This is a genomic window from Bacillus sp. FSL R5-0286, from assembly GCF_038593245.1.
Lineage (GTDB): Bacteria > Bacillota > Bacilli > Bacillales > Bacillaceae > Bacillus > Bacillus altitudinis.
Genome location: NZ_CP151977.1, coordinates 3,696,436 through 3,711,373, shown reverse-complemented (window position 1 = coordinate 3,711,373; position 14,938 = coordinate 3,696,436). Strand labels below are relative to the sequence as shown.

General features: G+C 40.8%; 16 protein-coding genes. 12 read left to right on the top strand and 4 right to left on the bottom strand.

Annotation, left to right across the window (positions count from 1 at the left end; genetic code table 11):
• Nucleotides 1-22 precede the first annotated feature (22 nt).
• From NST24_RS19135 to NST24_RS19120, 4 genes are all read left to right on the top strand, one after another.
• Nucleotides 23-889: an MBL fold metallo-hydrolase gene (locus NST24_RS19135; protein WP_342462137.1), complete on the top strand. Its 867-nt coding sequence runs from the start codon at nucleotides 23-25 to the stop codon at nucleotides 887-889.
• Nucleotides 890-995: 106 nt separating this feature from the next.
• Entirely contained in the window at nucleotides 996-3,110 is a 2,115-nt protein-coding gene (locus NST24_RS19130) for an MMPL family transporter (protein ID WP_342462136.1), read from the top strand.
• Nucleotides 3,111-3,782, top strand: a complete 672-nt coding sequence (locus NST24_RS19125) for a response regulator transcription factor (RefSeq protein ID WP_058336405.1) — start codon at nucleotides 3,111-3,113, stop codon at nucleotides 3,780-3,782.
• A complete protein-coding gene (locus NST24_RS19120; protein ID WP_326242123.1) occupies nucleotides 3,779-5,152 on the top strand; it encodes an ATP-binding protein in 1,374 nt (457 codons plus the stop codon). The genes NST24_RS19125 and NST24_RS19120 overlap by 4 nt, the downstream gene beginning before the upstream one ends.
• A gap of 54 nt (nucleotides 5,153-5,206) precedes the next feature.
• On the opposite strand, the gene NST24_RS19115 is transcribed toward NST24_RS19120, so the two are convergent.
• Complete coding sequence (locus tag NST24_RS19115) at nucleotides 5,207-5,449, bottom strand: hypothetical protein (RefSeq protein ID WP_342462135.1); 243 nt, start codon at nucleotides 5,447-5,449, stop codon at nucleotides 5,207-5,209.
• Nucleotides 5,450-5,463: 14 nt separating this feature from the next.
• On the bottom strand, nucleotides 5,464-5,712 hold the full coding sequence (locus tag NST24_RS19110) for a hypothetical protein (RefSeq protein WP_342462134.1): 249 nt from the start codon (nucleotides 5,710-5,712) through the stop codon (nucleotides 5,464-5,466).
• 100 nt (nucleotides 5,713-5,812) lie between these two features.
• Between NST24_RS19110 and NST24_RS19105 the strand changes: the two genes are divergently transcribed.
• The 5 genes from NST24_RS19105 to NST24_RS19085 all read left to right on the top strand — a co-directional run bounded on the left by NST24_RS19105 (nucleotide 5,813) and on the right by NST24_RS19085 (nucleotide 8,824).
• Nucleotides 5,813-6,403 (top strand): Crp/Fnr family transcriptional regulator, encoded by a 591-nt coding sequence (locus NST24_RS19105; RefSeq protein ID WP_301232092.1) that lies wholly within the window; start codon nucleotides 5,813-5,815, stop codon nucleotides 6,401-6,403.
• Nucleotides 6,404-6,474: 71 nt separating this feature from the next.
• Nucleotides 6,475-6,816: a darcynin family protein gene (locus NST24_RS19100; RefSeq protein WP_039165381.1), complete on the top strand. Its 342-nt coding sequence runs from the start codon at nucleotides 6,475-6,477 to the stop codon at nucleotides 6,814-6,816.
• A gap of 105 nt (nucleotides 6,817-6,921) precedes the next feature.
• Nucleotides 6,922-7,428, top strand: coding sequence for an LURP-one-related family protein (locus NST24_RS19095; protein ID WP_342462133.1), 507 nt, complete (start codon nucleotides 6,922-6,924; stop codon nucleotides 7,426-7,428).
• Nucleotides 7,429-7,443: 15 nt separating this feature from the next.
• Nucleotides 7,444-7,950, top strand: coding sequence for a hypothetical protein (locus tag NST24_RS19090; protein WP_173408428.1), 507 nt, complete (start codon nucleotides 7,444-7,446; stop codon nucleotides 7,948-7,950).
• Nucleotides 7,951-7,963: 13 nt separating this feature from the next.
• Nucleotides 7,964-8,824, top strand: coding sequence for a LysR family transcriptional regulator (locus NST24_RS19085; RefSeq protein WP_342462132.1), 861 nt, complete (start codon nucleotides 7,964-7,966; stop codon nucleotides 8,822-8,824).
• Nucleotides 8,825-8,863: 39 nt separating this feature from the next.
• Here the strand turns inward: NST24_RS19085 and NST24_RS19080 are convergent, their stop codons facing one another.
• The gene (locus tag NST24_RS19080; RefSeq protein ID WP_342462131.1) at nucleotides 8,864-9,760 is read right to left on the bottom strand and encodes a PhzF family phenazine biosynthesis protein; all 897 of its coding nucleotides are present in this window, start codon (nucleotides 9,758-9,760) and stop codon (nucleotides 8,864-8,866) included.
• Between the two features lie 290 nt (nucleotides 9,761-10,050).
• Here NST24_RS19080 and NST24_RS19075 point away from each other — a divergent pair, with 290 nt between their 5' ends.
• Nucleotides 10,051-10,644 carry an Imm64 family immunity protein gene (locus tag NST24_RS19075; protein WP_114523435.1) on the top strand — a complete coding sequence of 198 codons (594 nt, stop codon included), beginning with the start codon at nucleotides 10,051-10,053 and terminating at the stop codon, nucleotides 10,642-10,644.
• Nucleotides 10,645-10,682: 38 nt separating this feature from the next.
• Here NST24_RS19075 and NST24_RS19070 read toward each other — a convergent pair whose 3' ends face one another.
• Nucleotides 10,683-11,393, bottom strand: a complete 711-nt coding sequence (locus NST24_RS19070) for a GntR family transcriptional regulator (RefSeq protein WP_342462130.1) — start codon at nucleotides 11,391-11,393, stop codon at nucleotides 10,683-10,685.
• Nucleotides 11,394-11,547: 154 nt separating this feature from the next.
• Here NST24_RS19070 and NST24_RS19065 point away from each other — a divergent pair, with 154 nt between their 5' ends.
• On the top strand, nucleotides 11,548-13,446 hold the full coding sequence (locus NST24_RS19065; RefSeq protein ID WP_342462129.1) for a beta-glucoside-specific PTS transporter subunit IIABC: 1,899 nt from the start codon (nucleotides 11,548-11,550) through the stop codon (nucleotides 13,444-13,446).
• 9 nt (nucleotides 13,447-13,455) lie between these two features.
• The gene (gene bglA, locus NST24_RS19060; protein WP_342462641.1) at nucleotides 13,456-14,895 is read left to right on the top strand and encodes a 6-phospho-beta-glucosidase BglA; all 1,440 of its coding nucleotides are present in this window, start codon (nucleotides 13,456-13,458) and stop codon (nucleotides 14,893-14,895) included.
• Nucleotides 14,896-14,938 lie beyond the last annotated feature (43 nt).

Here is a 14,938-nt window from a genome sequence, read left to right as displayed (position 1 = left end):
AATATTAGAAAGCAGGCACACCATGCACACAATCAAAAAAATAGGCAACACCTTCTCCTACATCACACCAGTATCACTCACTGACCGCCCCATCCTAGGCATGGTCGAAGGCAATAACAAAACATTAATGATCGATGCTGGTAACTCGGAAGATCATGCGAACTATTTTATCCAAAAGACCTTAAAACAAGAGAACGCCACGCCGGATATGGTTGTCCTTACGCATTGGCATTGGGATCATATTTTTGGTCTACCGGCGCTGCCTCATGCGGTTTCAATTGCTTCTGCAAAAACCAGAAAGGAAATGGAGAAGCTTCTTCCGTTTTCTTGGTTAGATGAGGCGATTGATGAGCGGGTGAGGGAAGGAACGGAGATTGAGTTTTGCGCGAAGGCCATCAAAGAAGAATATAAGAATCATCGAGAGATTCAGGTCGTTTTACCGGATGTGATGTTTGATCGTCGGATGGAGATTGATCTTGGCGGGGTGACTTGTGTTGTGCAGCATGTTGGAGGCGATCATGCCGCAGATTCAGTGATCGTGTATGTGAAAGAGGAAAAAATCCTGTTTCTTGCTGATTGCATTTATCCGAAAATGTATGCAGAAAAAGTACATTATACGGTAAAAGAAATCTTGCGTCTTTTAGATGAGTTAGATGCATTTGATGCTGAAACGTATATTCCTTCACACCAAAGACCATGGACAAAAGAGGAGTTTCGTCAGGAAACAGACAAGCTTCGAACGATTGCGAAATACACTGGTCTTTATGGTGGAGATCAGGAGAGAATCAAGAGTGAATATCAAACACATGTGAACAGAGAGCTAAAAGAAGATGAGTTAGAGACGATCGCTTATTTTGTAAATGGTTATGAAGGATTAGCAGAGGGATAAACCTCTGCTTTTTTTATTTTCATGGCTCTTCCTTTTCCCAGAGTTTATTTCAAGTTTATATACAGGCGATATACTCGAACCGGTGAGAAAAGGAGGAGAACGATTAATGAAAGTATTCAGATCATTTATGGATAAAATGTCGACAAAAAAAGGGGCTTGGCTGACTGTTATCATTTGGCTTGTTCTCATGATCGGGTTGAGTGCTGGTCCTAAATTGGGCGATCATAAAGTGAGCAATTTTCAATCTTTACCTAGTGATGCTCAGTCCATCGTGACACAAAAGAAGTTAGATCAGTATTTCCCAAATGATAAAGGAACTCCGGGATTATATGTGTTCCATCACCCTAATGGAAAGCTGGCTATTCAAGATGTAAAAACGATCATTCAAGGAATCAAAGAGGCAAAGATTGAGGGGATTGAAGATATTGTCGATGTGTCCGCATTGCCTCCTCAAGCGTTATCCGCTTTTTTATCAGAAGATGAAACGACGATGATTGTGCCAATGAATTTGAAAGCGGGATTAGGCAATGCTGATTATGCAAAGATTAATGATGAGACAACGGATGTCGGTACAAACATAGCGAAAGGGCTAGATGCTGATTTTTATATTACGGGCCCAGCAGGTATAGCGGGGGATACGGTGAAGCTGTTTGAATCTGCCGACTTGAAACTGCTATTAGCTACTGTTGCAATCATTTTGGTTTTATTAATTGTCATTTACCGTTCTCCGTTATTAGCGATCATTCCATTGTTCGCAACGGTCATTGTCTATCAAGTGGTGAATCAAGTTGTGGCTTTACTTGGCGTGGGTGGACTTGAAATCAATAACTCGACCACCTCGATTATGAGCATTTTATTATTTGCTGCTGTGATTGATTATTCATTGTTTGTTTTCTCGCGTTATCGTGAGGAGTTACAACATCATGAAAATCAATTTGAAGCGATGAAAGTGGCGATGCGTTCAACAGCCAAACCGGTATTATTTGCAGGCGGTACAGTATTTGCGGCGATGATCATATTATTTGTGGCGGATTTCCGTGATTATCAAAACTTTGCGCCAATCTTTGGTGCTGCGATGGTGGTCATTATGACCGCTTCTGTCACACTGATTCCAGCCTTGTTTGCATTATTTGGCCGCAAAGCATTTTGGCCGAAAGTGCCGACATATGGTGAAGCAAAAGAAGCAAAACATGGCATATGGGGACCTCTTGCCAAATTCGTGGTTCGAAAACCAGGATTAATTGGTGGTGCGGTCTTACTGTTTTTACTTGTGACAGGTGCGAATATTTTCAATTTACATTATGAATTTAATTCGGTGAAAAATTTCCCGAAGGATTTACCTTCTCGTGTCGCATTTGAAATCGTCGAGGAAAAATTTAATAAAGGTGATCTAGCCCAGACAACAGTACTTGTGACTGGTCAAAAGCTAACTCAGGAACATTTACAAGAAATCTCCGCCCAATTCTCAGAAAATGAAGAGATCGGATCGGCTCGTCCTTCGGGGGTAACCAAAGATGGAGAGCACGGCAAAATGACGATATCATTAAAAGTGAATCCATACAGTATAGAGGCCATTGAATTTTTAGGAGATTTCCGTACAGATCAAGCCACCTATCGATTATCAGATGGTCAAAAGGTTCAGTTATCTTTTGCAGGCACAACGGCTAAATTAGTGGATGAGCAACAAGTGAATCAATCCGATATTAAAAAGATCGTATTACTGGAAACATTACTCATTCTTGTCTTGTTACTTGCTTTGACACGTTCCATGAAAATGTCGATTTATATGATGGCGACGATTTTAATCTCATTTGTATCTGCCTTAGGCTTAGGTATTTTCTTAGTCGATGTGTTATTTGGATATGATGCGATTTCAACTCGTGCCCCTGTGTATGCCTTTATCTTTCTCGTGGCATTGGGCATTGATTATAACATCATCCTTGTGAGCCGTTTCTTAGAAGAACGTCAAACGTTACACGTCAAAGCTGCATTAGAAGTAGCGATACGAAACACAGGTGGGGTGATTTCTTCAGCGGGGATTATTCTTGCTGCAACGTTTGCCGCATTAATGACCATGCCGATTACCGATTTATTTATCTTTGGTTTTATTGTCGCTATTGGGATTATCATCGATACATTCTTTGTGCGAGGAATGTTGTTGCCGTCACTCATATTATTCTTTGAAAAAGACAAAGCTAAGGAAATAAAGGAGGAAGGGTAATTGCATGTATTGGTTGTGGATGATGATGAAGCCATTTTGCAATTAGTGTCCATCCATTTAGAGCAGGCGGGATACCAAGTGAAAAAAGCAAGCAATGCTGAGGCAGCGCTTGCTTTTTTGCAACAACAGTCATTTGATCTCATGATTATTGATGTGATGATGCCTGGGATGGATGGCTTTCAGCTGGCGAACATTGTGACGAAACAATATGAACTGCCTGTCATTATGCTGACAGCGAAAGGGCAGATTGAAGATAAGCAACAAGGATTTGAACAAGGGATTGATGATTATATCGTCAAACCATTTGAAACGAAAGAACTGCTATTCCGTGTAAATGCGATTTTACGACGATATCGTAAATCTATAGAAGCTATAACGACTGCGGGAAATGTTCAGATTGATACGAACCGTTGGGAATTAACGATTGCCAATCAGCAATATATCTGGCCTATGCGGGAATTAGAAATTCTGTATTATCTGCTGCAGCGGGCAAACCGCAATGTAAGCCGCTGGGATTTAATTGATGACATTTGGGGGGATACGTTAGATCAACCCGAATTCACATTAAACACGCATATTAACCGCATAAGAGAACGTTTAAAAAGGGCGGAAGCGACGATTGAAATTGTCACAATACGTGGTTTCGGCTATCAACTTGAGGTAAAAGAATGAAACTACAACAACGTTTTATGCTATATACGTGTTTGATTGTTTTGATTAGTATCTTCATTGGATTTATTTGTTCTAACTTGATTTACAATCATGTTGTCAAAGAGCAAATGAATGATCGATATTTAGCCATTGCCGAGCAGTTATCTAAACAAATCAAAGAACACGAAATTACCTTGAGGGCATCTTCTGATTTTTTGCAAACCATGAGCGATCTAGGGTACCAAATCGCTTTGGTTAAAGAAGATGGGGAGATGAAGATGTTTGGCGAACCATTTAAAACGAAAAAATGGAATGACCAAATGCACGCCTTATTTGAAGGCGGTAAAGCGTACAACGGGATCAAATCCTTTAAAAATTCATACTTAATCATGAGTCATTTCGCAAATGATATACAAAATACAGTGGGGACGAAAATAGAAATTGACGGGGAAGAATGGGGCTTATTTTTACGCCCGAATAATATCAGTTTCTTTACAGAGTTCCATTTGATTATTTTTGGATTTATCTTCGCCGTTTTTGTGAGCAGTATCATTGGCATTTTATTCATGTCTCGAAAGGTCACCCAATCTCTTTCAGAATTGACGAGTGCGACGCAAGAGATGGCAAACCATAATTTTCAGTATCCATTAATGATCAATCGAAAAGATGAAATTGGTCAGCTTGCTGATCGTTTTCGGATGATGCAGCAGAAGTTAGAGAATACCGATCAAGCAAGGAAGAAATTTGTGAATAACGTCTCGCACGATTTTCAGTCACCACTATTGAATATACGAGGGTATTCTGAATTACTAAATGAGGAGATTTCATCAAGTGAAGGGAAAAAATACAACCACATTATTCAAACAGAAGCAAAGCGATTATCTAACTTAACGAAACAACTTCTCATTTTAACCTCTATTGATCAAGGGACATATCCAACGAATAAACAAATCGTCAGGGTGGATGAGCAGCTTCATCAAGTGGTCCATTCGATGCTATGGCGGATAGAAGAGAAAGGTCTAGAAATTAAGTTGGATCTACAGCCTGTTTCGGTATATGCGGATCGGACTTTGTTGATCAATGTTTGGGAGAATTTAATTGGCAATGCCATTAAGTACAACAAAGAGTTTGGGGAAATCAGTATTCATTGTAATGAAAATGAATCGAAAGCGGTTGTGACGATTAGAGATACGGGGATTGGCATAGAACCGCACACATTAGAAAAAATATTTGAACGTTTTTACCGTGTAGATCAGGCACGAAATAAAGAGGGAATGGGTCTTGGATTATCCATTGTGCAAGAAGTCCTGTCGTATCACAATGCTTCTATTGAAGTAGAAAGCAATGAAAAAGAAGGAACGACCTTTACGACGGTTTTTCCAAAGAAATAGCATTTGAGAAAAGTCTCGTTTGCGTGTGTCAAATGAGACTTTTCTTTTTAATGTTTATGGTAAACCTACAAAGTCTTCTGCATCACGAACTGTCATAGACATCTGTTTTGCATTTACAATAATGACACAATCCCATGTCGGCTTTATTTGCAGTTCGTCACTCTCATCAATACGGATCATTCCTTTAAATTCAACCGTTTGTTCTAGAAAAACCATTTTCTTTTCTGTATCATCTTTGACTGCTGTTAAATGGTCAGGATAGTGAATCGTCCAATCATAAAAAGCGATTTTCTTCATAGTTCCTCCTATTTTCATTCGTACACATCTCCGAATACTTCTTTTGTTTGCCGAATTGTCAGTGATTTATTGGTTGGATCAATTGAAATGACACAATCCCAAGTAGGTTTGATTTGTAGCTCGTTGTTGTCATCCATCCAGATGATGCTATTTAGTTCAATGGATGGCTCTAAAATGACCATTTTCTTTTCATAATGACCGGTAATCGCTGTTAAGTCCGCTTGTAAATGGACGGTCCAGTCAAAAAAAGTGATTTTTTTCATTGTTTCTCCCCTCATCATCGCTTATATTTCCATTATAACTTGAGTGTTTCCTGATACAATTTTTTATCAAGTCTTCCATTACTAGAGAGGTAACTTACAGATGGATAAAATAACTAACCCATACGACACGTTCAAAACCAAAATATCGAAATATCCAATTGAACAAAATCATTGGCAAGCCTTTAAAGATGGAACAACGATTAAACAATTAAAAGCGGGTACATGCATAATCAAGGCTGGCGATCCAGTGAAGCATGCCTATTTCTGCATAACAGGTCTCTTCCGTCTCTTCTATTTGTTACCGGATGGAAGGGAGTACAACGTGGCTTTTACGTTGGAAGATGATTTTGCTACTTCTTATGCAAGTATGATCAACGGGCAGCCTTCTCCTTATTCGATTGAAGCGATGGAGGATTCTATCGTGATTGAAATTCCGTATGATCTGCTTCAAATGTTGATGGACAGCAGTCATATGTGGGAGCGGTTTGTTCGGGTGAGTGTAGAAAGGCTGTATACGAGAAAGGAAGAGCGTGAGAGGGAACTGCTCTATTTGCCAGCCATTGAGCGATATCAGGCGTTTTTATTGAAATATCCCGGGTTACATCAGCGTATCGCTCAATATCATATTGCCTCATATATCGGTATTTCTCCGGTTTCGCTGAGCAGGCTGCTGCATCCTGCTGAACATTAACCTATGTTAATGCACATTCTCCAGATCTGGCGTACAATCATCACATCATAGAAGAATCGAGGGGCTTGATGATGAAATATATGATGGTTGTTTTATTAGAGTTCTATCCATCTTGGCTTGCTTTACCACGAGAGGAGCGCAGAACCCATGCGGCTTCGCTGCAAGAGTTGATGCAGAAATATGAGGAACATGTGACGGTGCGCTTTTTTGATGCTGAAGCTCTTCCAGGTAAGGATTACACAGATTTTGTGATGTGTGAAACAGATGACCTGAAGTTCTATCATTTTATGTGGGAAGAGATTAGAGATTCTATTCCTTACACAAGTGGTTATGTCAAAATGAAAGAGGTCATCATGGGAATGGAAGATGCTTTTCAAACATATGAAAAAGAATCTCTGAAAATGGATCAGTAATCGAAAACCACCTGCTATCAGGTGGTTTTTTGCACATTCTATTATTTGGTATAATCAGGGGTAAGGTAAGAACGGATAAATTTTTGAACGGAATCGGAGGTACTTATGAAGCAGCTATATATGAAGCAAAAGGTATTTAGTCTGAGCGGCAGGTTTACGGTAAAGGACCAACAGGAGAATGATGTATATGTGGTCGAAGGCAGCTTTATGAAGGTGCCAAAGACGTTTACCATTTTGAATACAGAACGAGAAGTCATCGCTGTAATCACGAAGAAAATGTTTAGCTTTTTACCAAAGTTTTTAGTAGAAGTCGATGGACAAGAGGTATTGACGATCAAAAAAGAGTTTACATTCTTCAAAGCAAAATATTCAATTGATGCTGCTGGTATCGAAGTACAAGGGAACTGGTGGGATATGAATTTCCAAGTGCTGCAAAGCGGCGAAGTGATCGGTCAGGTAAAGAAGGAATGGTTTACTTGGGGGGATAGCTACAAGGTGGATATTTTGAAAGAAGAGATGGAGCCTGTGATGATTGCATTGGTTGTTGCGATTGATTGTGTGAAAGCGGATGAAGCAGCGTCTAGGTCTTCGTCGACGACGATGAATAATTAATTGGAGGGTTTAAAGTTGGACAATCTCACCCGCATTTTAAGATTAAGAGATGCAGAGATATGGGAGTATGAATTTCTCGATAATAAAGACATCATCGTCTATTTCTCGATTACAGATTTAAATAGAAAAGCAACGATTCATGATAACCCTCTGGCCACTCAAGAAGAACTGGATGAAAGAGATAATTACATATCAATGGATGTGCACAGCCATCTAGATCTCAAGAAAACGCTAGAAGAAGATATATTTGATGACTTTATCACCAATATCTCAGCTTTAGTAGAGCATATGCATGATTTTCACAATGCGCATGTTTTTATTCATATGCATGTTCATGACAAAATCGATTTAACAGATTTTCAGTTAGAAAAAGATGAAGAGATGCATGGCGATGAAAAAGAACAACTCTATACATTTAAACGTTTATGGATTCAGCAGGCATGTTTTCAATTGGTCGAACAACAATTAAATCGAAAAATCACAGACATGTCTAACAGTAGGTTTTGCCAAGATCTAAAGTGAGGTGAGCAAACGAATGACATTCCCATACAAAGTATTTCAAACAGTCGTCGAATGCGGCAGTTTTACAAAAGCCGGTGAGAAGCTTGGGCTGACGCAGTCTGGGGTGAGTCATAATATGGCGAAGCTTGAGTCAGAGCTTGGGATTGTGCTGCTTCATCGGAATCGAAACGGGCTGTCGCTGACAGATGCAGGTGAGCGAGTGATGCCCCATATTCGCCAAATCATTCATCATGCGTCATTGCTTGAGCAGGAGGCGGCGTTGATTCAAGGGATGGAAGTGGGGAGTATCAAGATCGGCACGTTCTCTAGTTTTTCTTCAAAAATGCTTCCGCAGCTCATTCATTGTTTTACGAAAAGTTATCCCAATATCCAATTGGAATTATACGAAGGCGGCTATGAAGAAATTGAAGAGTGGATCGCATCTGGCACAGTTGATCTTGGGTTTTTAACACAGCCATCTAGAGATTTGGAAACTGTTCCACTGTTTCAAGATGAATTGGTTGTGCTCATGCAAGAGAGTCATCGTTTCCATACAAAGAAGGTGATGGAAGTGGCTTCGTTCCAAGATGAACCATTTATTATGCCAAAAGCGGGCTGTGATCAACTCATTAAGAAAATATTAAAAGAAAGAGGCGTAAAACCCCATGTTTTATTTGAGATTGGGGACAACAATACGCTCATCTCTATGGTTCAGGAAGGCCTTGGGCTCACGATCATTCCGAAGTTGATTTTGCCGCCTCAGGTGCCTCATGCGAACGTAATTCCACTTGAGACCCGTGTTTATCGCGAAATCAATATGGCGTTTAAATCTTTTAACGCAGCCTCTCCCTCTACTAAAAGATGGATTGAAGCAGTCAAAGATCATTTTAAATAGATTCAGCTTGAACGAGAGTCTCTATTCAAGCTGATCAATTTATAGCGTGATCACCCCACGAATGGTAATAACCGCTGCACCTGCTACTTTAATGACCGGCTTTGCTTCATTCGGAATGACCGTGATACGAAGCAATCCTGGTCTGCCGATGGCATCACCTTGGGCAATGCGCAGATGAGTGGTTTCTTGCTGAGGAATGATCCCTTCCAAATACAGATATCCGGCCAATGCCCCGTTTGCTGCTCCCGTTACAGGATCTTCGGGTATGCCAATGCCAGGTGCAAAATCCCTTGTATAAAGATCACAGTCTTTTGTGGATTGAAACGTATAAAGATGAGTCGTTGTGATATCCTGCTCTTTATTCATTTTTCCTAAAGCTGCTAAGTTTGGTGCTGCTTGATCAATGTCATGCTGGTGTTTCAGCGGAACCAGAAGATGCCAGTTTCCGGTGTTTGCTAATTTTATAGGATAGGATGGATCAATCCTGTCACTGCTTATACCGAGCATGTCACTAAGCTCTTCTACATCGATGATAAAATCTCGCGTCTTTGGCGTGACCTGTGTCATCTCCACATTCACAACTTTGCCATTCTCTTCGTGCCATACAACGGGAACATGGCCGATCTTTGTTTCTAACACAACCCCTGATTTTTCTTTAGCCATCCCTAGCTCCGTCGCTAAAAGCCAAGTCAACCCAACCGTCGCATGCCCGCAGAAATTGACCTCTTCCGTTGGAGTGAAATATTTCACTCGATAATCGGCTTTCTCATCATGTGCCGGCAGCAAGAAAACGGATTCGGGTAAGTTCAACTCCTTGGCGATATTCTGCATCTCATCCTCCGTTAACCATTCCCCATCCAACACCACCCCAGCGGCATTACCTCCAAATTTCTCAGTTGTAAACGCATCGACATGATACACCCTAATATCTTTCATCTGACGAATCCTCCTAACCATGTTGTTATGTTCATCATAAGTGTGTAGGATGCATTCGTAAAATGAATCTTTTTGATGTGATGTATTGGAATTGTTCATGTAATATCAAACAACTAGGCGCTAAGGGCGGGAAAGTCTACGTACCATTACAGGAAAAAGATTGTCAGAGAGTGGTAAGACGGTAAAGACATTTAAGGGAAAAAATAATGATGGATCAAAAGGGAGGTACGAAGGAACCTGCTTTTTTGTAGTATGCTTGAACAAAACAAAAAGAAGGCGAGGGATTCAGCATAGCTTTAGGAGGATATATCAATATTGGATTAGTATTCTATGATGACATTCATTTAATAACCACTTTTCACAAACTGACTGACTATTTAACAAAAAAAGGAATGTCAATAACGAAAGTAAAGTTTAGTCAAGACGCTAATGGCGAAGCATGGATCGAACATGATGTAAAAGAGAATAAAATCAAAAACAATTACTTGGAAGGCTATTATACAGAATTTGAATTGACGGGAACATGTCTAAAACATACGACTATCAACATACAAAAAGAAGCTGGTTTTGTGGGATTCGTTCTATATTTAAAGTGGACAGAGGTTGTTTCACATGATGTCGTTCGTATTCAACAGGAGATCGAACAGTGTCTTGTAGAACTTTATCATACTCTTCCGTTTGAGTATGCATTCATTGGTCATGAAATGGAAGTCGAGCTTCATCCAGATGATGTTGAAAAGAGTCTGCAGGAACATCATGCTTTTCCAGTTGTTCTTATAGGTAAAGGGGATTATTTAGTCATTTTTTATGGTGATACTCTCATTGACGGGCTAACTACTCAAGAGAGAGGGAAGAAATATTTAATGGTTAAAAGAGAACAGTAGAAAAGCCTCCTGAATGTATCAGGGGCTTTTTCCTTTCATCACCCATAATAATTATTCGCCTGAATAAAAAATTGGGATTGCATGTAGTTATATGTGATTTTCGAGAAGTCGAAGGGCTGTCCGTTTGTGAGATGGAAAACGGTCTCAACGCGGAGGGCAGGAGCGTCTTGTTTAAGTCCGAGATGCTTCGCTTCAGTTTCGTTTAGTTTGCCTACTTGCAGGTACATGTCAGAAAAGCCCACTTTAAGACCAAGGCCTTCACTAATGAATTTAAATACAGAATCGGCTGCAATTTCTGTGTTGAGGTAAGGAATAATGGTTTTCCGGTAATAGGACTCTTCTAAACATAAAGTTTGTCCATTGATGTAACGAATGCGTTTAAGGTAGAAAACATCCTCATCTAGTTCAATGTTTAAATTCAGCGCAGCTTCTTCTGGCGGTTTGACGGTATCTAACGTGAGAACTTCTGATGTCAGTTGAAATTCCTCTAAATCTTTTTTAAACCCTTGGTTGGATAATAGGCTAATATAGCCTTTGCGCCTATGCCTTCTCACAAAGATGCCGCTTCCCCTCACCTGATAGACAATCCCTTTTCTTTCGAGTAAATCTAATGATTTGATAATTGTACTTTTGCTCACAGCAAATTGATTCATGAGCGTCTCAAGCACAGGGAGTTTGTCTCCTTGCTGCAGCTCATGTGTGACAATATATTTTTCAATATCGCTCGCAATTTGTTGATACTTTAACATAGCCATTCCTCTTTGTTTTCACGATTTATTGTCTTTGTATTATAGCACATCCCGATTTCTCTTTGATATGCAAACTCAAATTATATATGTATTGATAAATTGTACCGGTATAATTATAATGTACATATACTAGTAGTGATAAAGGGGGGTTTATATGTCAAAAGTGAGGGATTATCAAAAGCTTGCAGAAGACATCTTAGAAGCAGTTGGCGGAGAAGAAAATGTGGTGAGTGTCGCAAGATGTGCCACGAGGCTGCGTTTGGTGCTGAAGCGTTCTAATCCAAAGGCAAAAGAAGCAGTCAACGCCATGCCTGGCGTCATTACAGTGGTGGAAAACGGTGGTCAGTTTCAGGTTGTGATCGGTCAGCATGTAGGTGAGGTATATGAGCATTTTTCCAACCTTGTTCAGCTCCAAACGTCGGATGATGACCAGCCGAATGAAAACAAAGGAACGATACTGAATCGGGTCATTGCGACCATGTCCTCTGTGTTTGCGCCATTTGTGTATATTTTAGCCGCAGCTGGTATTTTGCAAGGTGCACTTATCTTAATAAATTTGATATTTCCAAGCTTCTCGAAAACAGGCACTTATGAAGTGTTTAGCTTTATTTCTTGGGCACCGTTTACGTTCTTGCCCATTTTTATTGCGATAACTGCAGCCAAGCATTTCAAAACGAATATGTATATCGCGGTTGCTTGTACAGCAGCGCTTGTCAGTCCTTCTTGGACAGAGATTGCTGGACGTGTAGCATCAGGGGAAGGTGTGACCTTTTTAGGGATTGCGTTATCTGAAACGGTTTATACATCATCCGTCTTGCCACCGCTTTTCTTAGTATGGATTCTTTCCTATGTAGAAAAATTCTTAAACAAACGAATTCATGAGGTCGTCAAACCGCTATTTGTCCCATTTTTATGCATGGTCGTCATGGTTCCGTTAACCATACTATTAATCGGTCCTCTTTCGACAGCAGGTGCAAATGGGATTGCAAACGGATACAATGTTTTAGCTGAAAATGTACCAGCTCTGGCAGGGGCCATTATCGGCGGTTTCTGGCAAGTACTCGTGATTTTCGGTGTTCACTGGGGCATCACGCCAATGGTACTTGCGAACTTTGAACAATATGGACGTGACTCCTTTCAGGCATATCAAACCATCGCTGTTATCGCTCAAGTCGGTGCGGTGCTGGGAGTTATTTTAAAAGCAAGAAATCGGGAAACACGGAAAGTTGGGGTTTCAGCTGGAATCACAGGACTCTTCGGTATTACGGAGCCTGCGATTTACGGTGTCACCTTACGTTTTAAAAAGCCGTTTATTTTCGGGTGTATTTCTGGAGCGGTCGGTGCCGTTGTGGCCAGCTTCTTTACGCCTTATTACTTTGCATATGCAGGGCTACCTGGCCCGCTGACCATTGTGAACGGAATCAGTGCAGATTATCCAACGTCTATCATTGGTATTTTGATTGGTGTGACCATTGCGCTCATTTTACCAGTTGTGCTTATTCAAATGTTCGGATATGGAGAAGATACGGTAGAACAGTCAGCTGGTGAAACACCTGTTAAAGATCAAGACAGAGAAACGCCAAATACTTCTATGAACAATGAAGAAAAGATCACGGCTCCACTTACAGGAAAAGTGCTTCCGTTATCTGAAGTGCCAGATGCCGTATTTAGCTCTGGGGCGATGGGGAAAGGTTTTGCCATTTATCCGACCGATAACAAACTGTTTGCACCGTTTGACGGCAGTGTCGTCATGCTTGCACCAACAAAACATGCGATTGGTCTGCGTTCTGAATTTGGTGTAGAGTTACTTGTTCATGTAGGAATTGATACGGTCTCTCTAGATGGATCGGCATTTACACTCAATATCAAAGAAGGCGACAAGGTGAAAAAGGGTGACTTGTTGATGACATTTAATCAGGAAGCAATTGAAAGCAAAGGATTACAAACAATCACACCTGTTATCATTACCAATACCCAAGCATACGAAGATGTGATTGTAGAGAAACGTTCGACATGTCAGCCAACTGACGTCATGATGACAATTGTGAAATAGGAGGAATAGATAATGACTTTACCAAAAGATTTCTTATGGGGCGGGGCATTAGCCGCTCATCAATTCGAAGGTGGATGGAATGCAGCTGGCAAAGGGCCGAGTGTTGTAGATGTGATGACAGCAGGTGCTCATGGTGTACCAAGACAGATCACGGAAACGATAGAAGAAGGAACTTTTTATCCAAACCATGAAGCCATTGATTTCTACCATCGTTACAAAGAAGATATCGCCATGTTTGCTGAAATGGGATTAAAATGCTTGCGAACATCGATCGGCTGGAGCCGAATTTTCCCTAAAGGGGATGAAGAAGAGCCGAATGAAGCAGGCTTACAGTTTTATGATGATGTGTTTGATGAGCTGATTAAACATGGAATCGAGCCTGTCATTACGTTGTCTCACTTTGAAATGCCCCTTTATTTGGCAAGAGAATACGGCGGATTCCGAAGCAGAAAAGTCGCTGAATATTTCGCGAAATTTGCGGAAGTATGCTTCAATCGTTACAAAGACAAGGTCACGTACTGGATGACATTTAATGAAATCAATAACAAAATGGACGTCAACAACCCGTTGTTCCTTTGGACAAATTCAGGGGTATCTGTCAAAGAAGGCGAAAATGCCAAAGAAGTCATGTATCAAGCGGGCCATCATGAATTGCTTGCAAGTGCATGGGCAGTGGCAAAAGGAAAAGAGATCAATCCGTCCTTTCAAATTGGAGCGATGGTGTCCCACGTGCCAATTTATCCTTATTCCTCAAACCCAGAAGATGTCATGCTGGCAGAAGAATATATGAGACAGCGCTATTTCTTCCCAGATGTCCAAGTGCGTGGCTACTATCCAAGCTACGCGTTAAAAGAATTTGAGCGCGAAGGCTATCACATTCCATTTGAAGAAGGCGATGAAGAAAGTTTAAGAAAAGGAAAAGTAGATTACCTTGGCTTTAGCTACTACATGTCAACAACGGTCAAAAGCGATGCAGTATCTGATCACCACGGAGACATTGTCAATGGAGCACTGCCACATGGTGTAGAAAATCCGTATATCAAATCAAGCGACTGGGGCTGGTCCATTGATCCGACAGGCTTAAGATATACATTGAATCGTTTTTACGATCGCTATCAAATCCCGCTATTCATTGTGGAAAATGGCTTTGGTGCCATTGATCAAGTGGAAGAAGACGGCTCTATTCATGACCCAGAGCGAATTCAATATCTCGCTTCTCATATTCAAGCACTGAAAAAAGCGGTTGAATATGACGGTGTGGACCTCATCGGCTACACACCTTGGGGCATCATTGATATCGTGTCATTCACAACCGGTGAAATGAAAAAACGCTACGGCATGATTTATGTTGACCGCGATAACGAAGGTAATGGTTCAATGAATCGACTTAAAAAAGATTCGTTTACTTGGTATCAAAACGTCATCGCAACGAATGGTGAAGAAGTGTAATAAAGAAATGACTGGCCCGGATGAGCGTGGGATTCGCTTGTTC